Below are 21087 nucleotides of genomic sequence, written 5' to 3' on the forward strand. Positions count from 1 at the left end.
TCAGCGGCGGACCAGTCGGCGGGCCCGGGCGAGGGCGCGGACGGCCTGGTAGGCGCCGTAGCGGCCGTGGCTGAGCAGTTCGGTGCGCACGCCGTCCACGCCGGCCGGCGGCCGGTAGCCGGCCGGGCGCAGCCGGGCGCAGTGCGCGGCGGCGCGGCGGAAGTACTCGCGGCGGTCGCCGGGCGGGATCCGGCCGGGCTTGGAGACCACGGTGTTGAGGTGGTGCAGCATCCGGCCGTAGACCACCGGGCGCCACCGGTCGAGGTCGGGGCGGCCGTCCAGGAAGGCGAAGACCAGGTCGTACTGGGCGAAGACGTCGAAGTGCTTGCGGCTGGCGGTGGCCAGGATGTTGCCGCCCTCCTGCCGCTGGCGGTAGTGCACGCCGACCTCGTCGAGCAGGGTGATCCGGGCGGCGGCGAGCAGCGCCGGGTACGTCCAGGGGGTGTCCTCGTAGTAGCCGGCCGGGAAGACCAGCCGCTGCGCGGTGACGAAGTCGCGGCGGTAGGCCTTGTTCCAGACGACCTGGAGCAGGTCGAGCAGGTCCGGGCGGGCGGCGAGGTCGAAGACGTCCGGGGAGGCGGCGCCGAACACGTGCGCGGAGGCGGCCCGGGTGATCCGGCCGTCGGCGTAGGTGCGGGCGTAGTCGTAGACCAGGACGTCCGGGTCGCCGGTGGCGGTGAGCCGGTCGTCGACGTGCTTCAGCAGGTCGGGGGTGAGCGTGTCGTCGCTGTCGAGGAAGATCACGTAGTCCCCGGTGGCGACCTCCAGGCCGGCGTTGCGGGCCCGGCCGAGGCCGACGTTCTCCGGCAGGTGCAGCACCCGGATCCGCGGGTCGTCGGCGGCGGCCTCGTCGAGCATCGCGCCGCAGCGGTCCGGGGAGCGGTCGTCCACCGCGATCAGTTCGAGGTCGGGGCCGCCCTGGCCGAGCACCGAATCGAGGCACTCGGCGAGGTAGTCCTGAACCTGGTACACGGGGACGATCACGCTGAAGCGGGGCACCGGGCCAGCGTAGTGGCCCCGAAGGGCCCCATGGTCCGGAGGTAGGATCGGGTCGCACGTGCGCACCGATTCACAGTGCGGTCAGGCCCCACCGGGCTGGCACGCTCCTTCCCGAGAAAGGCCTGCGTAGCCGATGGCTCCCCGCCTCTCCATCGTCGTTCCGATCTACAACGTCGAGCGTTACCTGGTCGAGTGCCTCGACTCGATCGCCGCACAGACCTTCACGGACTTCGAGTGCGTCATGGTCGACGACGGTTCGAAGGACGACAGCGCGGCCCTCGCCGAGGCGTACGCGGCCAAGGACTCCCGGTTCCGGCTGGTCCGCCAGGTGAACAAGGGCCTCGGCGCGGCCCGCAACACCGGCATCCGGCACATCGACCCGGACGCCGAGTTCCTGTGCTTCGTCGACAGCGACGACTCGATGCCGCCGAGTGCGTACGAGCTGATGATCAACACCCTGGACGAGACCGGCTCGGACTTCGCCACCGGCAACGTGCTGCGGTTCCGCGCGGTGGGCTACTACCAGTCCGGCGGGCACTCGCGGCCGTTCAAGGAGACCAGGCTCAAGACGCACATCACCGAGATCCCGGCGCTGGTCACCGACCGCACCGCGTGGAACAAGGTGTACCGCCGCTCCTTCTTCGACGCGGCCGGCATCCTCTACCCCGAGGGCATCCTGTACGAGGACGCGCCGGTCAGCGTGCCGCACCACTACCTCGCGAAGAGCGTGGACGTCCTCTCCGAGCCGATCTACCACTGGCGCGAGCGCGAGGTCGGCGAGATGTCGATCACACAGATGCGCACCAACCCCAAGGGCCTGATCGACCGCGTCGCCTCGGTCGAGCTGGTCCGCGGCTGGCTGAAGAAGCAGACCGAGCCGCGCTTCGCCCAGTACCTGCGCTCCTACGACGAGAACACCCTCGTCGAGGAGATCCCGATGTTCTTCTGGTCCGTCGTGGACGGCGACAAGGAGTACCGGGACGCCTACGCCAAGAACGTCAGCCGGCTGCTGCGGGCGATCGGCCCCGAGCAGGTCCGCAAGCTGCGGGCGCCGCTGCGGCTGAAGTACCACCTGACCCTGCAGGGCCGGATCGACGAGTTCGTCGAGCAGATCAAGTACGAGGGCGAGAGCAACGGCGGTGTCCAGGCCCGCGGCCTGCTGCGCCCCTACGCCGACTACCCGTTCCTGCGCGGCGGGCGCAAGAGCGTGCCGTCCGGCGTGCTCAAGCTGGACAACTCGCTGGTCATGCGCAGCCGGCTGTACGAGACGGCCTGGATCGGCGGACGGCTGCAGCTGACCGGGCACGCCTACCCGGAGCAGCTGGGCGCGGCCAACAAGCACGACATGGTCCGCACCCTGGTGCTGCGCGAGGCCAAGGGCCGCCGGGTGATCGCGGTGCCGATGAAGACCCAGTACAGCCCCGAGGCCACCGCCAGCTGCAACCACGACCTGTACAACTGCGACTGGGCCGGCTTCACCGTCGGCATCGACCCGAAGAAGCTCAAGCACCGCGGCCAGTGGAAGGACGGCAACTGGCGCGTCCTGGTGGCCGGCGCGGGCAAGGGCGGCGTCTACAAGGGCCGGATCTCGGCCGGGTGGAGCGACACCGCGCAGTACATCCCGGCGCACTGGGTCGAGCCGGACGTGCGGATCGTGCCGTGGGTCCGGGACGGCTTCGTCTACCTGCGGGTGGAGACGGTCAAGGCCCGGGTGACCGGCCTGGCCGCGCACGGCGGCCGGGTGGAGATCTCGGGAGCGGCGCGCTCCGGCGCGAACTTCGCCGGGGCCCGGCTGCGGCTCACCCACGTCGAGTCCGACCGCGAGCTGGCCTTCCCGCTGGAGCTGGGCGCGCCGGTCGGCACCCTGCAGCCGTTCGCCGCCTCCTTCCCGGTGGCCGAGCTGACCGCCGTCCGGGAGGCCTGGGCCGAGCTGGACCCGGTGGCCGCCGAACGCGCCCGCGACCGCTGGGACACCGTCCTGGTGCTCGCCGACGGCAGCACCGTGCCGGTGGCCTGGGACGACCGCAACGCCCCCGGGCAGCTGCACCTGCCGCTCAACCCGGACGCCCCGGTCGACCAGCGCCGGGCGCTCTACTCCAAGCCCTCCCCCGGCGGCTACCTGCAGTTCTCCGACCAGCTGCTGCAGCCGCTGGTGGACGAGGTCTCCGCGCGCGGCGCGGACGGCTTCCTGCTCAGCGGCTCGTTCCCGCTGTCCGGCGCGCACCGCTGGGAGCTGGTGGTCCGGCACAACTGGCGCGAGGAGGAGCACGTCTACCCGGTGGAGATCGCGGACGGCCGGTTCCGGACCGCGCTGCCCACCGTGCCGACGGCCTCCTTCGCCGGCCGGGTGCCGCTCGCCCAGGGCACCTGGGACGTCTTCTTCCGCCCGGTCGGCGCGCCCGTCGACGAGGTCGCGACCTCGTACGCGCTGATCACGCCGGACTGCTTCGCCGCCCTGCCGCTGGAGGTGGAGTCCCGCGGCAAGCGGATAGTGCTGGAGCGCCGCCACCACGACGGCCTCTCCCTGGAGTCGCACTCGGCGCTGCTGCCCGAGGAGCGCAGCGGCCACCGCCAGCGCCAGCTCCGGTCGGCCGACTACCCGAACGCCCGTCGGCACCCGGTGCGCGACACCGTGCTCTACAACGTCGGGCTCGGCGGCCTGTACGCCGACTCGCCGCGGGCGATCCACGAGGAGCTGGTCCGCCGCGGCCTGCCGCTGGAGCACCTGTGGGGCAGCGACGACCTGCAGGCCGAGCTGCCGCAGACGGCGAGCGCGGTCCGGCTCTGGAGCCCGGAGTGGTTCGAGGCGCTGGCCACCGCCAAGTACATCGTCACCAGCACCCACCTGCCCGACTTCTTCGTCCGCCGCCCCGGCCAGGTGGTCGTGCAGACCTGGCTCGGCAGCCCGCTGAAGCAGATCGGCCTCGACTTCGAGAAGGTCTGGTTCACCGATTCGAACTACCTGAAGGGCCTCGCCCGGGAGGTGCCGAACTGGAGCCTGCTGGTCGCCGGGAACAGCTGGTCGGCCCCGGTGCTGCGGCGTGCGTTCGATTTCAAGGGCGAGATCCTGGAAAGCGGTTCCCCCCGGAACGACCTGCTGTTCGCGGCCGACCGGGAGAAGACCGCCGAACAGGTCCGTGAACGGCTCGGCCTGCCCGAGGGCAAGAAGGTCGTGCTGTACGCGCCGACCTGGCGCGAGGACCGGCGCCGGCCGAACGGCGGGTACCAGATGGACCTGCGGCTCGACCTCGACGCGGCCAAGGCCGCACTCGGCGACGACCAGGTGCTGCTGGTGCGCCGGCACAGCGTGATGTGCGGGCAGATCCCGGGCGCCGGCAACGGCTACATCTGGGACGTCGGCAGCTACCCCGACATGGCGGAACTGCTGCTGATCGCGGACGTGCTGGTCACCGACTACTCGGCGAGCGTGTTCGACTTCGCCGCGACCGGCAAGCCGGTCCTGTTCTTCACCTACGACCTGGAGCACTACCGCGACAACCTGCGCGGCTTCAGCCTGAACTTCGAGGCGGAGGTGCCCGGCCCGCTGCTGGCCACCTCCGGGGAACTGGTCGACGCGCTCGGGCGGGTGGACGAGGTGGCGGCCGAGTACGCCGACAAGGCCGCCGCGTTCCGCGAGGCGTACTGCGACCTGGACGACGGCAAGGCCGCCGCCCGGGTGGTCGACGCGATGCTCCTCCGCACGGAGTAGCCGGGGAAGGCCCCCAGCGCCCCGCGAGCCCCAGCCGAGGCGCCCGACGCGAACCGCGTCGGGCGCCTCGGCGCTTTCCTGGGAATTTCCTGAGAACATCCCCGCCCTTTACGCCCGCATTGCACTCGAACTTGTGTTTCGTTGACGAATTTCACGGGAAATTCTCCGGTCCGTACAGTTGACCCCGGATGGCGTCCCGGTATGGGATATCAATTCGGCCCCGGTCCCCATCGGAATCGGCCCGGCGGCCCCGGTCCACCGCCATGGACCGCCCCCGTCCCGAAGGGCCTTCCCATGCCTGTGCTCACACGGTTCGTCCTTCCGCACGCCGCCCCCCGTGTGAGCACCGACCAGCCCACCCCCGACGAGGACGTCGACTTCGGCCTGCTGCGCGCCCGCTGGACCCGCGGCGGCCTGGAGCTCACCGGTTTCGCCCGCCCGCACGACCTCGACACCGGCCGCCCCGGCTCCGCCTGGACCTGGCTGACCCTGCGCCACCCCGACGGGTCCCGGCCGCCCGTCCACCTGCGGTCCAAGCCCCGCCGGCTGCCCGAGGTCACCGACGACAGCGCCCAGCCCGAGTTCAACCACGACTGGTCCGGCTTCACCGCCCTGATCGAACCCGGCCGGCTGCGCCACGGCACCGACTGGCAGCTCGGCGACTGGCAGCTCGAGACCACCCTGTTCACCCGCCCGCGCCCCACCCGGCTGCGCCGCCGGTACGGCACCCTCGCCCCGCACTGGTGCGGCTCCGGCGAGTACCCGCCGGCCCGCTGGGTGGACCACGACGTCCGCCTCCAGCCGCACTTCGCCGACGGACGGCTGCGGCTGCTCCTCGAACGCCCCGGCATCCGGCTCACCCACGCCACCCCCGCCGCCGACGGCCTCGACCTGCGCGGCGCCGCGGACTCCTGCCCGGCCGGCACCGTGCTGCGGCTGCGCCACCGCCAGAGCGACGCCGTGATCGAGCGGCCGGTCGCCCGCACCGGCAACACCTTCGCCGTCCACCTGCCGTACCGGCCGTTCACCGCCGACGGGCGCGGCGGCGGTGAACTGGAGCACTGGGACGCCGAGTTACTGCGCCCCGACGGCAGCGCCGAACAGCTCTGCCCGGACGAGCGCGGCGGCCCGGTGGCCGGCCAGCACCCGCTGCCCGACACCCCGGACCGCACGCTCTACCTCAAGCACCTCGCCGACGGCCGGCTCCAGCTCTGCGTCCAGCCGGCGGCCGGCCTGGTCGAGCGGATCGCCGTCCGGGCCGACGGCTTCGAGCTCACCGGCCACTGCCCGGACCGGTCCGCGGACCGACTGGAGCTGGTGCTGCGGCACACCGACACCGCGAGCGAGGTCCGCACACCGGTCGAGGCCGGCCCGGACGGCCGGTTCCGGGCCCGCCTGCCCGCCACCCGTACCGGCTCGGACGGCGTCGCCCTGCCGCTGCGCAAGGGCATCTGGGAGGCGGTGCTGGCGCCCGCCGGGCGGCCCGGCCCGCGCCGCCCGCTGCTCGCCGCATCCGCCGCGCTGCCCGCCCTGCCCGCCGCCACCTCGGTCGGCGGCAAGCGGATCCTGCTCCAGCGCCGCTGGCACGACACCCTGCTGGTGGACTCCACGCCGGTACTCACCCCCACCGAGCGCAGCGCCTGGACGCAGAGCCGCCAGCGCTCAGTCCACTACCCCGCCGCCCGCCGCGAACCGCTGCGCGAGGCCGTGCTGTACGACGTGTTCGGCGGCCGCGGCTACGCCGACTCGCCGCGCGCGGTGCACACCGAACTCGCCCGCCGCGGCGCGCCGTTGGAGCACCTCTGGGTGGTCGACGACGCCCAGGCCGAGCTGCCGCCCGGGGTCCGGGCCGTCCGGATCTGGAGCCCGGAGTGGTACCGCGCGCTGGCCACCTGCCGGTACCTGGTCGGCAACACGCACTTCCCGGACTTCCTGGAGCGCCGCCCCGGCCAGGTGGTGCTGCAGACCTGGCACGGCTCCCTGCTGAAGCGGATCGCCCACGACGTCGACAACCCCTGGCTGGCCGACCACGGCTACCTGGAGGCGCTCGCCCGGGAGACCCCGCAGTGGAGCCTGCTGCTCTCCCCCAGCCCGTTCGCCACCCCGATCCTGCGCCGCGCGTTCCGCTACGACGGCGAGATCCTGGAGGCCGGCTACCCGCGCAACGACGTGCTCGCCCGCCCCGACGCGGACACCGCCGCGGCCGTCCGCCGCCGGCTCGGCGTCCCGGACGGCAAGCGGATCGTGCTGTACGCGCCGACCTGGCGGGAGGACCAGCAGCGCGGCGACGGCGGCGGCTTCCGGCTCGACCTGCGGCTGGACCTCGACCACGCCCGGCGCCTGCTCGGCGAGGACCACGTGCTGCTGGTCCGCCCGCACGCGCACGTCCGCGAGCCGCTGCCGGGCGCCGGGGACGGCTTCCTGTACGACTGTGGGGACTACCCCGACCCGCAGGAACTGCTGCTGGTCGCGGACGTCCTGGTGACCGACTACTCGTCGATCATGTTCGACTTCGCGATCACCGGCCGCCCGGTGCTCTTCTTCACCTACGACCTGGAGCACTACCGCGACACCCTGCGCGGCTTCTACTTCGACTTCGAGCCGCAGGCCCCCGGCCCGCTCGTCCCCACCTCGGCCGAACTGCTCGGCGCGCTGCGCGAACTCGCCGACACCGGCGCGGACCTGCCGCCCGGGTACGCCGAGCGCCACCGCCGTTTCCGGGCCGAGCACTGCGTCCTGGACGACGGCGGCGCGGCCCGCCGGGTGGTCGACCGGATGCTCGAACTCGGAAGGCCAGTACGGTAGTTCAGGAGAACGGGTAACTCCGCCAGGGCCGCCAGACCTCGTCCGCGTCGAAGCGGGAGAGGCCGAAGCCCGGCACCGCGAAGGCCGCCCGGAAGCCGCGCGCCTGCGCGTACGCCTGGTCCAGCGCGTCGTCCGGCAGGCCGTGCGCGACCGTCACGTGCGGGTGGTACGGGAAGGCCAACTCGCGGGCCAGCGGGCCGGAGCGGACGTCCGCCTCCAGCAGGCGGCACTCCTGCGCGCCCTCCTCGACCCGGACGAACACCACCGGGGAGACCGGACGGAAGGTGCCGGCGCCGCGCAGCAGCATCCGGAACGGCCGGTGCGCGGCCGCCACCGCCGCCAGGTGCTCCTCGATCTTCGGCAGCGCCGCGGCCGGCACCTCGGTCGGCGGCAGCAGGGTGACGTGCGTCGGTATCGACCGCGCCAGCGGATCCCCGTGCCCGGCCCGGGCGTCCTGGATCTCCGCACCGTACGGGTCCGGAACGCTCACGGACACGCCGATGGTGACGACCTCGGGGAGGTCGTCACCATCGGGCAGGCCTGTCAGCGGAGTCACCGCTTGGCGGCCGGAAGGAAGCCGATCCGGTCGTACACCGTCTCCAGGGTCTGCGCGGAGACCTCGCGGGCCTTCTCGCCGCCGATCGCCAGCACCCGGTCCAGCTCGGCCGGGTCGTCCAGGTAGACCCGGGTGCGCTCCTGGAACGGGGTGACCCACTCGGCGAACAGCTCGGCCAGCTCGGTCTTCAGGGCACCGTACATCCGGCCCTCGAAGTGCGCGACCAGCTGGTCGATGGACTGGCCGCTGAGCGCGGAGTGGATGCGCAGCAGGTTGGAGACGCCGGGCTTGCCGTCCTCGTCGTAGGAGACGACGGTGCCGGTGTCGGTGATGGCGCTCTTGAACTTCTTGGCGCTCACCTTCGGGTCGTCCAGCAGGCTCACCAGGCCCTTGGTCGAGGAGGCCGACTTGCTCATCTTGGCGCCCGGGTCCTGCAGGTCCATGATCTTCGCCGTCTCCTTGAGGATGTACGGCTTCGGCACCACGAAGGTCGGCTGGAAGCGGGTGTTGAAGCGCTCCGCGAGGTCGCGGGTGAGCTCCACGTGCTGGCGCTGGTCCTCGCCGACCGGGACGGCGTCCGCCTGGTAGAGCAGGATGTCGGCGACCTGGAGGATCGGGTAGGTGAACAGGCCGACCGAGGTGCCGGCGGCACCCTGCTTGGCCGACTTGTCCTTGAACTGGGTCATCCGGGAGGCCTCGCCGAAGCCGGTGAGGCAGTTCATCACCCAGGCGAGCTGCGCGTGCTCGGGCACGTGCGACTGGACGAACAGGGTGCAGTGCTCCGGGTCCAGGCCGGCGCCGAGCAGCTGGGCGGCGGAGATCCGGGTGTTCTGGCGCAGCGTCGCCGGGTCCTGCTCGACGGTGATCGCGTGCAGGTCGACGACCATGTAGAAGGCGTCGTTCTCCTTCTGCAGATCGACCCACTGGCGCACCGCGCCCAGGTAGTTGCCGAGGTGGAACGAGCCGGAGGTGGGCTGGATCCCGGAGAGCACCCGGGGACGGTCCTTGACCGGACCAGTGACCGCTGCGTTGACCATGCGGGCCATTGTTCCAGTTCCACCGGTCGCTCAGGAAACGTCCGCCCCTGGAGGCTCCGCCAGTGTGACCGCACTCACCCTCACCCGGGCGATCCGGCGGCCCTCCAGCTTGGCCACCGTCAGCAGCACGCCGCCCCCGCCCTCGACCGGGACGCGCACCTGGTCGCCGTCCCGGGGCAGCCGGCCGAGCGAGGCGACCAGGCAGCCGGCCACCGTCTCGTACGGGCCCTCGGACAGGGTGACGCCGGTCTCCTCGGTGAAGTCGCCGAGGTTGAGCAGGCCGTCCAGCTCCATGCCGCCGCCGGCCAGCCGGCGGGTGGTGGCGGTCTCCGGCCGGTCGTACTCGTCCCGGATCTCGCCGATCACCTCCTCGACCAGGTCCTCCAGGGTGACGATCCCGGCGGTGCCGCCGTACTCGTCCACCACGATGGCGAGGTGATGTCCCTCACGGCGCATCTCGCCCATCGCCTCCAGCACCCGTTTGGTGCCGGGCAGCAGCTTGACCGGGCGGGCCAGGTCGCGGACCTTGACCGCCTGCTCGCCGCGCGCGCCGTACAGGTCGCGGACGTGGACGAAGCCGACCACGGCGTCGGCGCTGCCCTCGACCACCGGGTAGCGCGAGTGCGGCGAGGTGTCCGCCTGGTGCCGGACGGCGGCCAGCGGGCGCTCGGCGTCCAGGAAGGTCACCTCGGTGCGCGGGACCATCACCTCGCGCAGCTGCCGCTCCCCGGCGGAGAACACGTCCGCGATCAACGCCCGTTCGTCGCTGCCGAGTTCGGTGTTGGCGGCGACCAGGCCACGCAGTTCCTCGGAGCTCATCGAACCGCGGCCGGCGGCCGGGTCGCCGCCCAGCAGGCGGACCATCAGGTTGGTGGAGTGGCCGAGCAGCCAGATCACCGGGCGCAGCGCCACCGACATCACGTCCACCACCGGCGCCGCGATCACCGCGATGGACTCGGCCCGCTGCAGGCCGATCCGCTTGGGGGTGAGTTCGCCGAGCACCAGCGAGACGTAGCTGATCACCAGGGTGAGGCCGACCAGGGCGACCGCGTCGGCGACGCCCTCGGTGAGCCCGGCCCGGACGAACAGCGGGGCGACCTTGCCGGCCAGGGTGTCCGCACCGAAGGCGGCGGACAGGAAGCCCATGCAGGTCACGCCGACCTGGACGGCGGCCAGGAAGCGGTTGGGGTCGGCGGCCAGGTGCGCGGCCCGGGCCGAGCGCCGGGTGCCGAGCGACTCCAGCGTCCGGATCTGGCCCTCGCGCAGCGAGATCAGCGAGATCTCGGCGACGTTGAACAGCCCGCCCAGCAGGATGAAGACGAGGACGAGCGCGGCGTCCCCGAGGGTTTCGTTCACAGCGGGCCAGTGTAGGCCGCCGGACCGGCCCGGACACGGACACGGCGACGGCCCGCCGCCTCCGGGAAGGGAGGCGGCGGGCCGTCGGAAAGCCGCTGCGGCCGGGCTCAGATGAGGCCCAGCTCCTGGACCGCGTCGCGCTCCTCGGTCAGCTCCTTGACCGAGGCGTCGATGCGGGCGCGCGAGAAGTCGGAGATCTCCAGGCCCTGGACGATCTCGAACTTGCCGTCCTTGGTGGTGACGGGGAACGAGGAGATCAGGCCCGCCGGAACGCCGTAGGAGCCGTCCGAGACGACGCCCATGGAGGTCCAGTCGCCCTCGGCGGTGCCGTTGACCCAGGTGTGGACGTGGTCGATGGCGGCGTTGGCGGCCGAGGCGGCCGAGGAGGCGCCACGGGCCTCGATGATGGCCGCGCCGCGCTTGGCCACGGTCGGGATGAAGTCGTTCTCCAGCCAGGCCAGGTCGCTGCCGACGGCCTCGAAGGCCGGCTTGCCGGCGATCTCGGCCTGGAAGACGTCCGGGTACTGGGTGGCGGAGTGGTTGCCCCAGATGGTGACGCGCTTGATGTCGGAGACGAGCGCGCCGGTCTTGTTGGAGAGCTGGCCGACCGCGCGGTTGTGGTCCAGGCGGGTCATCGCGGTGAAGCGCTCGGCCGGGACGTCCGGGGCGTTGCGCTGGGCGATCAGGGCGTTGGTGTTGGCCGGGTTGCCGACCACCAGGACCTTGATGTCGTCCGCGGCGTGGTCGTTGATGGCCTTGCCCTGCGGGCCGAAGATGCCGCCGTTGGCCTGCAGCAGGTCGCCGCGCTCCATGCCCGCGGTGCGCGGACGGGCGCCGACCAGCAGCGCGACGTTGGCGCCGTCGAAGGCCTCGTTCGGGTTGTCGCTGATGGTGATGTCGCGCAGCAGCGGGAAGGCGCAGTCGACGAGCTCCATGGCGGTGCCCTCGGCGGCCTTGAGGCCCTGCGGGATCTCCAGGAGGCGCAGGTTCACCGGCACGTCTGCACCGAGCAGGTGGCCCGAGGCGATGCGGAAGAGCAGCGCGTAGCCGATCTGGCCGGCCGCTCCGGTGATGGTGACGTTGACGGGGGTGCGGGTCATTTCTACCTTCTCCAGCAGATCGCCAGGTGCCCCAGGCACACCGGCGCACTGGAGCCGAGGATGATCTCTCGACATCGAGAGACCGGCGTCAGGTTATCGCAAAGGGAGCCTACGCCGGGGGCTCGGGCCTGGCTGATGCGTCACAACGGACGGCGGCCCCCGCCCGGGGCTTCCAGGTCGGGGGCCGTCGGGGGTGTCCCGGCGTCAGTGCTTGGGCCGGCCGATCAGCTGGCCGATGTTGTCGAGCAGCGGGATCTCCAGCCACGGGTTCGGCTGCGCGACCAGGGTCAGCAGCACGATCGACGCGCCCAGGAAGATCAGCACGATCACGTCGGTGAAGCGGCTGCGCACCGCCAGCATCCCGACCTCGGGCAGCACCAGCCGCAGGACGGCGCCGAGCAGCACGCCGCAGCCGAGGATCAGCAGCCCGTACTTGAAACCGTCCTTGAAGTCGGCGAACCAGGTGACCGCGAGGCCGGCCCCGACCACCGACAGGACCAGCGTTATCGGCCACTGCCGGACCGGCAGGGCGTGGTCGCGTCCGAGGGCCGCGGACGAGCCCTCGGGCGGCAGGGTTCCGGTGGTCTTGACCGGCCTGCGCCGGGTCCGTGCCGGTCGCGGTTCCGTCATGCTCGCCGTCCCTCGTGGTGGTGTCGGTCGCGGGGTCAGAGGCCGGCGCGGCGCTCGGCCGCCTCGACGATGTTGTTGAGCAGCATCGCGCGGGTCATCGGGCCCACGCCGCCGGGGTTCGGGGAGATCCAGCCTGCCACCTCGGCCACGCCCGGGTGGACGTCGCCGACGATCTTGCCCTCGCTGCGGCTGACGCCCACGTCCAGCACCGCCGCGCCCGGCTTGACGTCCTCCGGCTTGACCAGGTGCGGCACGCCCGCGGCGGCCACGATGATGTCGGCCTTGCGCAGGTGGTAGGCGAGGTCCCGGGTGCCGGTGTGGCACAGGGTCACGGTGGCGTTCTCGGAGCGGCGGGTCAGCAGCAGCCCGATCGAGCGGCCGACGGTCACGCCGCGGCCGATCACGACCACCTCGGCGCCGTTGATCTCGACGCCGTGCCGGCGCAGCAGTTCGACGATGCCCAGCGGGGTGCAGGGCAGCGGCCCCTCGATGCCCAGGGCGAGCCGGCCGAGCGAGGTCGGGTGCAGGCCGTCCGCGTCCTTGTCCGGGTCCATCAGCTCCAGGACCGGGTTCTGGTCCAGGCCCTTGGGCAGCGGCAGCTGGACGATGTAGCCGGTGCAGGACGGGTCGGCGTTGAGCTCGCGGACGACGTTCTCGACGTCCTCCTGGCTGGCGGTGGCGGGCAGCTCGCGCTGGATCGAGGCGATGCCGACCTCGGCGCAGTCCTTGTGCTTCCCGTTGACGTACCAGCGGCTGCCCGGGTCGTCGCCGACCAGGACGGTGCCGAGGCCGGGCGTGACGCCCTTCGCCTTGAGGACCGCCACACGGGCGGCGAGTTCGGACTTGATCGCGGCGGCGGTGGCCTTGCCATCGAGAATCTGGGCAGTCATGACCCCATTCTCCCGGATCGCGGCGAGGTGCCGTACCAGGGCCCGTCTTCCCCATGGGACGGGTACGGAAGGTCCGGACCACGTTGCGGTTGCGCCACAGTCTCGGTCCGGCGCGTGGAACCGGCTGGACACGGCCCCGCCGTCCGGTTGACGATATGCGGGCATTCCCTGCCGCGACCCGGCCCGGTGACGGGCCGACGGACACCCGGTGGGGCGTACCCGGGGGAAAGAGCACGTGAGCCGACCACTTCAGACCGAGCAGCCCGACCGGCGCGGCGCCGTCCCGCGCATGGCGTGCCCGTCGACGACTCCGCTCGCACCGCTCTCTTCGCGCTCACCACGCGTCTGAGCCGACCGTGCCCGGTGCCGATCCGGGCTGTCACCCCTCTCCGTTAGCGTCCCGTCCAGTCGGCGACCCGACTCGCCAACCGGAACCGGGCCCTCCGTCCCGTCCCCACGTCCCCGTAACTGCCCGGAGGCATCGATGAGTTACCCGCCCGACCCGAACAACCCCTACGGCCAGCCGCCGCAGGCGCCGGGCTACGGCTACCCCCAGCAGGCCCCGCCGGCCGCCGGGTACGGCTACCCGCAGGCCGCCCCGGGCTACGGTGCCACGCCGGGCTACGGCTTCGCGCCGGCCGTCCCGCAGTCCATGCCGGGCCTGGTGGTCACCACCCGGGTGCTGCTGTTCATCATCGGCGCCGTGCAGATCATCGGTGCGGGCGTCTACCTGATAGCCGCCGCGGCGGCCAAGGAGGTCACCAACCGGGCCCAGGAGATCGACGGCAGCGACCCGTTCAACGGGTTCGGCAACGCGGCGGCCGGTGTGCTGGTGGTGGTCGGCATCCTGTGCGTGCTGTTCGCGGCGTTCTCCATCACGCTGGGCGTGAAGTTCGGCAAGGGCGGGCCCGCGGTCCGCATCACCGCCCTGGTGTACGGCTCGTTCGGCGCGCTGCTCGGCCTGCTGGGCCTGGCCGGCTCGTTCGCCAACAACGCCAACCCGATCGGCATCGTCTTCACGCTGATGTGGCTCGCGGTCTCGATCACCATGATCGTCGGGATGAGCGTCAAGGACGGCGTCGCCTGGTTCGCCCGGCCGCGCTACTGACCGGCCGCGCTACTGACCGGTCCGGCCCGAGCGCTCGCACGGAACGGCCCGGCTCCCCTCACGAGGGGAGCCGGGCCGTTCCGTCCTGCCGTCACCCGGTCACCGCGGCGCCGGGCGATCGGTGGCCGCGATCAGTGGAAGAAGTGCCGGGCACCGGTGAAGTACATGGTCACCCCGGCCTCGGCGGCCGCCGCGACGACCTCCTCGTCCCGGATCGAACCGCCCGGCTGCACGATCGCCCGGACGCCGGCCGCGATCAGGATCGCCGGGCCGTCCGCGAACGGGAAGAACGCGTCCGAGGCCGCGTACGCGCCCTTGGCCCGCTCCCCGGCCCGCTCGACCGCGAGCTTGCAGGAGTCGACCCGGTTGACCTGGCCCATGCCGACGCCCACCGAGGCGCCGCCCTTGGCCAGCAGGATCGCGTTGGACTTGACGGCCCGGCAGGCCCGCCAGGCGAAGGCCAGCTCGGCCAGCTCCGCCCCGGACAACGCCGCACCGGTGGCCAGCGTCCAGTTCGCCGGGTCGTCGCCCTCGGCGTGCACCCGGTCGGCGTCCTGCAGCAACACACCGCCGGAGACCGGGCGGACCTCCTGGCGGTTGGCCGGGGCCCCGGGGGCGACCAGCACCCGGAGGTTCTTCTTGCGGGCCAGCACCTCGACGGCACCGTCCTCGTACGCCGGGGCGACGACGACCTCGGTGAAGATCGGCGCGATCTGCTCGGCCAGCTCGACGGTGACCGGGCGGTTGACCGCGATCACACCGCCGTACGCCGAGACCGGGTCGCACTCGTGCGCCTTGCGGTGCGCCTCGGCGACGTCCGTGCCGGTCGCGATGCCGCACGGGTTGGCGTGCTTGATGATCGCGACGGCCGGCTCGGCGTGGTCGTACGCGGCGCGGCGGGCGGCGTCGGTGTCGACGTAGTTGTTGTACGACATCTCCTTGCCGTGCAGCTGCTTCGCGCCGGCCAGGCCGCCGGTGCCGTCGCTGTACAGCGCGGCGCCCTGGTGCGGGTTCTCGCCGTAGCGCAGCACGTTCTGCCGCTCCCAGGTGGCGCCCAGGAACTCCGGGAAGCGCTCGTCGCTCGGCGCGTAGCCGGCCTCGAACCAGGAGGCGACCGCGACGTCGTACGCGGCGGTGTGCGCGAACGCCGCACCGGCCAGGCGCTTGCGGGTAGCCAGGTCGAAGCCGCCGCCCTGGACGGCCTGCAGCACGTCGCCGTAACGGGCCGGGTCGACCACCACGGCCACCGACGGGTGGTTCTTGGCGGCGGCGCGGACCATGCTCGGGCCGCCGATGTCGATCTGCTCGACGCACTCGTCCGGGGTGGCGCCCGAGGCGACGGTGGCCTTGAACGGGTAGAGGTTCACCACGACCAGGTCGAAGGGCTCGACGCCCAGCTCGGCCAGCTGCGCGCGGTGCGACTCCAGCCGCAGGTCGGCGAGCACGCCGGCGTGCACGCGGGGGTGCAGCGTCTTCACGCGCCCGTCCAGGCACTCCGGGAAGCCGGTCAGCTCGGAGACCTCGGTCACCGGGACACCCGCGGCGGCGATCCGGCCGGCGGTGGAGCCGGTGGAGACGATGGCGACCCCGGCGGCGTGCAGGCCCTGGGCCAGCTCCTCCAGACCGGTCTTGTCGTACACGCTGATCAGCGCGCGACGGATCGGACGGACGTTCTCCGAAACGGGGGGCGTGGTGGAGCTGGCACTCATGCTCCCACCTCGCTGCGCTCGGTGGGCGCTGCGCGCCAGGCACCATTCTCGATGATTCGCTCGCTCCGCTCACTCATGTGCCGGAATCCATACCTTTCGGTCCTCGATGCGGTGGCCCTCGCGGGCCAGCCGGCCCACGACGTCGACGAGCAGCTTGCGCTCGACAGTCTTGATGCGCTCGTGCAGCGCTTCGCCGCCATCGGCGTGGTCGGCGTCGACGACCTCGACGACGCCCTGCGCGATGATCGGCCCGGTGTCCACCCCGGCGTCGACCAGGTGGACGGTGCAGCCGGTGACCCTCACCCCGTACGCGAGCGCGTCGGCGACGCCGTGGGCGCCGGGGAAGGACGGGAGCAGCGCGGGGTGGGTGTTGACGGTCCGTCCGGCGAAGGCCGCGACGAACACGGGGCCGAGGATCTTCATGAAGCCCGCCGTGACCACCAAGTCCGGCTCGTGGGCGGCGACGGAGGCGGTCAGCGCGCGGTCCCAGTCGGCCCGGTCGGCGAAGTCCTTGACCCGGGTGACGAAGGTCGGCAGGCCCGCCTTCTCGGCCCGCTCCAGGCCCGCGATGGCGTCACGGTCCGCACCCACGGCGACGATCTCGGCGCCGTACGCCGGATCGGCGGCGGCGTCGATCAGCGCCTGCAGGTTGGTGCCGGAACCGGAGACCAGCACCACCAGGCGGGCCGGTCCGGGCGTACGGGGCGGGAAGAGCTGAGCGGGGGCGGCGGCCACTGCGCGATTCTCCGTAGGTCGGGCGCCGCCCGCTGGTACGTCCACCGGCGGTGGGGCCACTACGAACGGCAGGTCGAGCAAGGGGGAACACCGGGAAAACCCGCCGCGACGCGGGCCCCGGGAACCTATGAGAGCTGCTGACCGTCACCACGATAACGGCTGGTCGGACGGCCTCCGCACGCTCCCGGCGGCGCTACGCGCGTAGTTGAGACGGGGATCTCCTCCGGCCCCCCGCGGCGGAGTTGCCGGGGTGCGGGCCCGCACGGGATCCGGACAGCGGGCAGGCCGCCTAAGGCCCGGCGAACGCCTGCGGGATCATAGGGGGCGCGGGAGACCGCCCCTCCGACCGAGAAGGAATGGCTGAACCATGAGCAGCGGTGACGACACCGGCGAGCGCAACCCCTTCGCGCCGCCGCCGGCGGATGCCCCGGACCAGCCGTGGCAGCCGCGCAACCCCTGGCCCGGTGAGCACCCGGACGGCACCGGCGGCCAGAGCGCCGGCGAACGCCCGCAGCTCCCCCCGCCGCACCCCTGGGGCCCCACCCGGCCCGAGGACGGCGGCCGGCCCCGCCCCCCGGCCCCGCAGCCGCCCAAGCTCGACCCCACCGACCCCGCCCAGCGCCGGGCCCGCAACGCCGCCCTGGCCGGGCCGCTCGCGCTGGTCTGCCTGTTCGCCGGCTTCCACTGGGTCGCCCTGTTCGTCGGCGCGCTCGGCATCCTGTGGGGCGTCAGCGCGCTGCGGACGCCCAAGCCCTCGGCCGCGGCCGCCGGCGCCGCCCCGCAGCCCGCCGCCCCGAACCCGCTCACCCCGGCCGCGCTCGCCGGCATCCTCACCGGCGCGATGACCGTCGTGGTCACGGCCGCGGTGATCGGCCTGGGGCTGTACTACAACGACTACGTCACCTGCGTCCGGGACTCGCTGACCTCCGTCGGCGCCGACAACTGCGACCGGTTCGCGCCCAAGTGGTACGTCGACTTCACCGGGAACGCCGAGTAGGGCGCCCCGTGCATCCGCGGACCGGCCGGCTGATGTCGCGCCCGGTCCGCGAGGTCGTGAGCGGTCCTGCCGAGGTGGTCGACACGGCGGAGCCGGACCAGCGAGGCGAGGCAGGCGCGCCGACGGCCCACCGCCCGGTAGCGGTGGGCCGTCGAGGGGAAGCCCGGGTCGGGCCTCGGTGTCAGACGAGGGTCCAGATCTGGTTCGTCCGGCCCGTGCACGGCCACAGCTCCAGCTGGGTCCCGCCGGGGGCGGGCACGGCGCCGCCGATCACGTCCAGGCAGAGGCCCGACTGGCCGCCGACGAAGGAACCGTCGGGCTCGTGGGACCACTGCTGGTTGGTTCCGCCGTTGCAGGCGTAGAGGATGACCGGGGTACCGGCCGTGGTCTTGCGGCCCGAGGCGTCCACGCACTTGCCGTACACGCGCAGCGTGCCGTCCGCCTCCACCGTCACGGCCTCACCGGCGGAACCGTCGCAGTCCCGGACCTCCAGGCGCGTCACGTTGCCCGCGGCCGGGGCGTTCGCGCACCGACCGCTCGCCTTCGACACCAGGCCGTGGACCGCGCCACCGCCGCCCAGGGCGCCCGGGGAGAACCAGGCGTTGCCGCCGCCCAGCGCCCACACCGACACGTCGGAGATGCCCAGATCCGTCGCGACCTTCAGCTTGGCGTCCAGCGCCACCTGGTCGACGTAGTCGTAGAAGCGGCCGCCCGAGCTCCACCTGATCTCACCCGACGCCGCGTCGCGGCGCTTCGCGACGACCGCGGGATCCTCGGAGTAGCCCGGGGCCTTCTTCATGTCGGCGACCGTCTGGTTGCCCGCGATGCTGCGGCACTGGTCGCTCGCCGTGTACGCCTCGGAGGGCAGGCCCGCGACGAACCGCGAGCGCTGGTCCGCCGGGATCTGCGCCAGCGCACCGGACAGGAGGTCGCGCATCCAGTCGAACGACGCGTACGGCAGGCAGGTGGCACCGGCCGGGGACTGGTACTCCTGGTCGTAGGCCATCATGACCACCTGGTCGGCGCCGAGCGCCAGCACCTGCCCGTAGTTGAACCTGGTGGTGGTGTCCGGCGGGCCCTCCACCTGGAGCTTGAGGCCGCGCGCGTGCAGCCCCTCGGCCAGCGCCCGCAGGAAGGCGTTGTAGTTCGACGCGTCCTGGTCGCTCCACGCCCAGTAGTTCTCGAAGTCGACGTCGACGCCGGTGAAGCCGATTCGCTGGGCGAACTCGGCGAGCGTCTTCACGGCCGCGGCGGTCCTCGCGGGGTCACCGGTGAGCTTGCGCTCGGATTCCAGGTTCGCCAGCGAGACCGTCATGTACTGCTGCGCCGAGTGGGCCTTCACATCGGCCACGTTCTCGGCGCTGTAACCGTTGCAGGCGTAGTCCGGGTCGGAGGCCGACAACAGGGCGGCGCCGCCGGTGGCGTCGATGGTGTAGTACTCCGGCTTCAGCACGCCCTTGGCGAGCCTGCCGTCGGCGTACTCCGAGGGCGCGCTGCACACCGCGGAACCCACGGGGCCCGGGTACACCCACTGTTGGACCTTGAGGGCGGATGCCGGGGCGGCGGCGTCCGACGGGCCGGAGTCCGTCGGGCCGGCGGCGCGGGCGGAGAGCGCAAGGACAGACCCGGCCAGCACCGCGATCGCGGTGGCCGCGATCGGGACCCGGCGCCGCGCGAGAGCCGCGCGCACTCCCGGGCCTCCGTGCCTCGCGTGGGTGGTGTTCCTGCTCATGACATCGAACTCCGTCGCGCAGAAGGACGGCTGACCGCGGACGCGGCGCCACCCCGGACACGGTCGGAGGTACGCGCGAGGTTCAGCGTCCGGGGCCGGACCAGGGTGGTGGCGGCGAGCGTCACGAACTCCTCCCCCGCGGCCAGGGCCGGTCCGGCGCCGAGACGTGACCGGTCGTTCGCATCGGGCGTGCGAGGACGCGAACGGTCGGACACTCCTCAGTCGCCCGACTCCGGGGTCCGACCGCCCAGGCGCAGCACCGCGGCGTACGCGCGGGCGCGCAGCATCAGCGCGCTCCGGCGCAGCTGCCCGGCCAGCCGGGCGTGGGCGGCGGGCGGAGCGCCCCCGGCGGCTCCCGCTCCGCCCCCCTCCGCTGCCTCCTCGACGGCGTCCAGGACCACCTCCGGGGCGGCGAGGCGCAGTGCCCGACGGCGCACCAGCAGCGCGCCCGGCACGGCCACCAGCGCGAACCAGCCCGCCGCCGCCGACCCCGTCCACCAGGGCGCCGGGCCCAGCCGGGCCATCCGGCCGCCCGCCAGCGCGCCACCCGACAGCCAGCCCGCCAGCGCCACTGCGGCCCCGGTCAGCAGGGCCGCGGCCAGCACCGCCACCACCGTCGCCGCGGGCGGCCACGGCTCGCTCGCAGCTCCGTCTCCACCCCCGTCCCCATCACCGCCCCCGGCCTCGACCCCGACCCCGGCCTCGGCGGGTCTGCGCGGGCCCGCCGCCGCCCGGCCCAGCAGCACTGCCGGCACCACCCCCGCGAGCGCCGGCAGCAGCAGCGCCGCGACCCGCCAGCCGCCCGGGCCCTCCGCCGGCAGCAGGGCGAACAACGGGAACTCCGGCACCGGGCCCAGCGCCGTGCCGCCCGGCGCCACCACCGTCCCGGTGCCCACCGCGAACCCCGGCCCCAGCGCGTACGCCGTCCCCCAGAGCACCGCGTTCGGCAGCAGCACCACCGCGAGCAGCAGCAGCCCGACCAGGGCCGCCGGCCCGCGTCCGAGCACCGCCATCCCCCGCCCGCCCCCGGCCATCGCGTCCAGCACCGCCGACACGGCCACCAGCACCCCGCCCGCCGCCACCAGCCCCGCCCCGGCCGCCAGCGCCGAACCGCGCACCGCCGCCGCGGCGCCGGAGGGCCGGAGCGACACCGGGAGCCGGTCCAGCAGCGGCCGCCCCGGGAGGAGGGGCGGGGCGGCGCGGTCGGCGGCCCGGGCCGAACGCGCGCCCGCCGCCGTCGCCAGCCCGGCCAGCAGCCCCACCACCACCAGGTCCGGCAGCACCCTGGTCCGGAACAGCCCGGCGCCCGCGCAGTGCAGCACCACCGCCGCCGCCACCGCGCAGTAGCCTGCCCACACCGCCGCCGGGCCGCCCCAGCGCGGCCGGGGCCCGCGCCGCGCCGCCACCCTGGCGGCCGCCCGGTACAGCTGAACCACCGCCAGCACGCCCAGCAGCAGCGGAGTGACGGTCAGCGGGGCGTCCGTGTCCCCCCGCAGCACCGGCGCACCGTGCCCGAGCAGCCACAGCGCCCCCGCCAACCGGGTGGCACTGGCCGCCCCGCTGTCCGCGTACGGCGTCGCCACCCAGAGCGCCAGCACCGGCACCCCGACCACCGCCAGACCGACCAGCGCCGTCCGCACCCCCGCCAACAGGTCGGCCGGCCAAGGGCGTCCGCCCAACTCGCCCGACACTTCCAGGATCGGACGGCCCATCAGCTGCGTCAT

Annotated in this window: 15 protein-coding genes; 4 read left to right on the top strand and 11 right to left on the bottom strand. The window is 73.3% G+C overall.

Annotated elements, in window-relative coordinates:
* The gene (locus P3T27_RS05925; RefSeq protein ID WP_348534060.1) at positions 1–999 is read right to left on the bottom strand and encodes a glycosyltransferase family 2 protein; all 999 of its coding nucleotides are present in this window, start codon (positions 997–999) and stop codon (positions 1–3) included.
* A gap of 133 nt (positions 1000–1132) precedes the next feature.
* Between P3T27_RS05925 and P3T27_RS05930 the strand changes: the two genes are divergently transcribed.
* Both P3T27_RS05930 and P3T27_RS05935 read left to right on the top strand, forming a co-directional pair.
* Positions 1133–4708, top strand: coding sequence for a CDP-glycerol glycerophosphotransferase family protein (locus P3T27_RS05930; protein WP_280674991.1), 3576 nt, complete (start codon positions 1133–1135; stop codon positions 4706–4708).
* Between the two features lie 294 nt (positions 4709–5002).
* On the top strand, positions 5003–7513 hold the full coding sequence (locus P3T27_RS05935) for a CDP-glycerol glycerophosphotransferase family protein (RefSeq protein WP_280674994.1): 2511 nt from the start codon (positions 5003–5005) through the stop codon (positions 7511–7513).
* Position 7514: 1 nt separating this feature from the next.
* Here P3T27_RS05935 and P3T27_RS05940 read toward each other — a convergent pair whose 3' ends face one another.
* The 6 genes from P3T27_RS05940 to P3T27_RS05965 all read right to left on the bottom strand — a co-directional run bounded on the left by P3T27_RS05940 (position 7515) and on the right by P3T27_RS05965 (position 13082).
* Complete coding sequence (locus P3T27_RS05940; RefSeq protein WP_280674996.1) at positions 7515–8069, bottom strand: 2'-5' RNA ligase family protein; 555 nt, start codon at positions 8067–8069, stop codon at positions 7515–7517.
* Positions 8066–9061 (bottom strand): tryptophan--tRNA ligase, encoded by a 996-nt coding sequence (gene trpS, locus P3T27_RS05945; RefSeq protein WP_280675756.1) that lies wholly within the window; start codon positions 9059–9061, stop codon positions 8066–8068. Before trpS ends, P3T27_RS05940 begins: the two co-directional genes overlap by 4 nt.
* Positions 9062–9136: 75 nt before the next feature.
* Positions 9137–10462 (bottom strand): hemolysin family protein, encoded by a 1326-nt coding sequence (locus tag P3T27_RS05950; RefSeq protein WP_280674998.1) that lies wholly within the window; start codon positions 10460–10462, stop codon positions 9137–9139.
* A 107-nt stretch (positions 10463–10569) separates the two neighbouring features.
* Complete coding sequence (locus tag P3T27_RS05955) at positions 10570–11562, bottom strand: malate dehydrogenase (protein ID WP_280675000.1); 993 nt, start codon at positions 11560–11562, stop codon at positions 10570–10572.
* 204 nt (positions 11563–11766) lie between these two features.
* Positions 11767–12192 (bottom strand): DUF3017 domain-containing protein, encoded by a 426-nt coding sequence (locus P3T27_RS05960; RefSeq protein WP_280675002.1) that lies wholly within the window; start codon positions 12190–12192, stop codon positions 11767–11769.
* Between the two features lie 35 nt (positions 12193–12227).
* Positions 12228–13082 carry a bifunctional methylenetetrahydrofolate dehydrogenase/methenyltetrahydrofolate cyclohydrolase gene (locus P3T27_RS05965; RefSeq protein ID WP_280675004.1) on the bottom strand — a complete coding sequence of 285 codons (855 nt, stop codon included), beginning with the start codon at positions 13080–13082 and terminating at the stop codon, positions 12228–12230.
* A gap of 484 nt (positions 13083–13566) precedes the next feature.
* Between P3T27_RS05965 and P3T27_RS05970 the strand changes: the two genes are divergently transcribed.
* A complete protein-coding gene (locus P3T27_RS05970) occupies positions 13567–14190 on the top strand; it encodes a hypothetical protein (RefSeq protein ID WP_280675006.1) in 624 nt (207 codons plus the stop codon).
* Positions 14191–14321: 131 nt separating this feature from the next.
* Here P3T27_RS05970 and purH read toward each other — a convergent pair whose 3' ends face one another.
* Entirely contained in the window at positions 14322–15899 is a 1578-nt protein-coding gene (gene purH, locus P3T27_RS05975) for a bifunctional phosphoribosylaminoimidazolecarboxamide formyltransferase/IMP cyclohydrolase (protein ID WP_280675008.1), read from the bottom strand.
* 69 nt (positions 15900–15968) lie between these two features.
* Positions 15969–16634 carry a phosphoribosylglycinamide formyltransferase gene (gene purN / locus P3T27_RS05980; protein WP_280675010.1) on the bottom strand — a complete coding sequence of 222 codons (666 nt, stop codon included), beginning with the start codon at positions 16632–16634 and terminating at the stop codon, positions 15969–15971.
* A 367-nt stretch (positions 16635–17001) separates the two neighbouring features.
* Here purN and P3T27_RS05985 point away from each other — a divergent pair, with 367 nt between their 5' ends.
* On the top strand, positions 17002–17631 hold the full coding sequence (locus P3T27_RS05985) for a hypothetical protein (RefSeq protein WP_280675012.1): 630 nt from the start codon (positions 17002–17004) through the stop codon (positions 17629–17631).
* Positions 17632–17812: 181 nt separating this feature from the next.
* Here the strand turns inward: P3T27_RS05985 and P3T27_RS05990 are convergent, their stop codons facing one another.
* Together P3T27_RS05990 and P3T27_RS05995 are read right to left on the bottom strand one after the other, a co-directional pair.
* Positions 17813–19363 (bottom strand): ricin-type beta-trefoil lectin domain protein, encoded by a 1551-nt coding sequence (locus tag P3T27_RS05990; protein ID WP_280675014.1) that lies wholly within the window; start codon positions 19361–19363, stop codon positions 17813–17815.
* Positions 19364–19581: 218 nt separating this feature from the next.
* On the bottom strand, positions 19582–21087 hold the full coding sequence (locus tag P3T27_RS05995; RefSeq protein ID WP_280675016.1) for a DUF6350 family protein: 1506 nt from the start codon (positions 21085–21087) through the stop codon (positions 19582–19584).

Origin of the sequence: Kitasatospora sp. MAA19 (genome assembly GCF_029894125.1) — a bacterium.
Classification (GTDB): domain Bacteria; phylum Actinomycetota; class Actinomycetes; order Streptomycetales; family Streptomycetaceae; genus Kitasatospora.

What these genes read in the sequence shown, in the direction of transcription:
- P3T27_RS05930 (WP_280674991.1), top strand. Translation starts at nt 1,133, where the DNA reads ATGGCTCCCCGCCTCTCCATCGTCGTTCCGATCTACAACGTCGAGCGT.
- P3T27_RS05935 (WP_280674994.1), top strand. Translation starts at nt 5,003, where the DNA reads ATGCCTGTGCTCACACGGTTCGTCCTTCCGCACGCCGCCCCCCGTGTG.
- P3T27_RS05955 (WP_280675000.1), bottom strand. Translation starts at nt 11,562, where the DNA reads ATGACCCGCACCCCCGTCAACGTCACCATCACCGGAGCGGCCGGCCAG.
- P3T27_RS05960 (WP_280675002.1), bottom strand. Translation starts at nt 12,192, where the DNA reads ATGACGGAACCGCGACCGGCACGGACCCGGCGCAGGCCGGTCAAGACC.
- P3T27_RS05965 (WP_280675004.1), bottom strand. Translation starts at nt 13,082, where the DNA reads ATGACTGCCCAGATTCTCGATGGCAAGGCCACCGCCGCCGCGATCAAG.
- P3T27_RS05970 (WP_280675006.1), top strand. Translation starts at nt 13,567, where the DNA reads ATGAGTTACCCGCCCGACCCGAACAACCCCTACGGCCAGCCGCCGCAG.
- purH (WP_280675008.1), bottom strand. Translation starts at nt 15,899, where the DNA reads ATGAGTGCCAGCTCCACCACGCCCCCCGTTTCGGAGAACGTCCGTCCG.
- P3T27_RS05985 (WP_280675012.1), top strand. Translation starts at nt 17,002, where the DNA reads ATGAGCAGCGGTGACGACACCGGCGAGCGCAACCCCTTCGCGCCGCCG.
- P3T27_RS05990 (WP_280675014.1), bottom strand. Translation starts at nt 19,363, where the DNA reads ATGAGCAGGAACACCACCCACGCGAGGCACGGAGGCCCGGGAGTGCGC.
- P3T27_RS05995 (WP_280675016.1), bottom strand. Translation starts at nt 21,087, where the DNA reads ATGACGCAGCTGATGGGCCGTCCGATCCTGGAAGTGTCGGGCGAGTTG.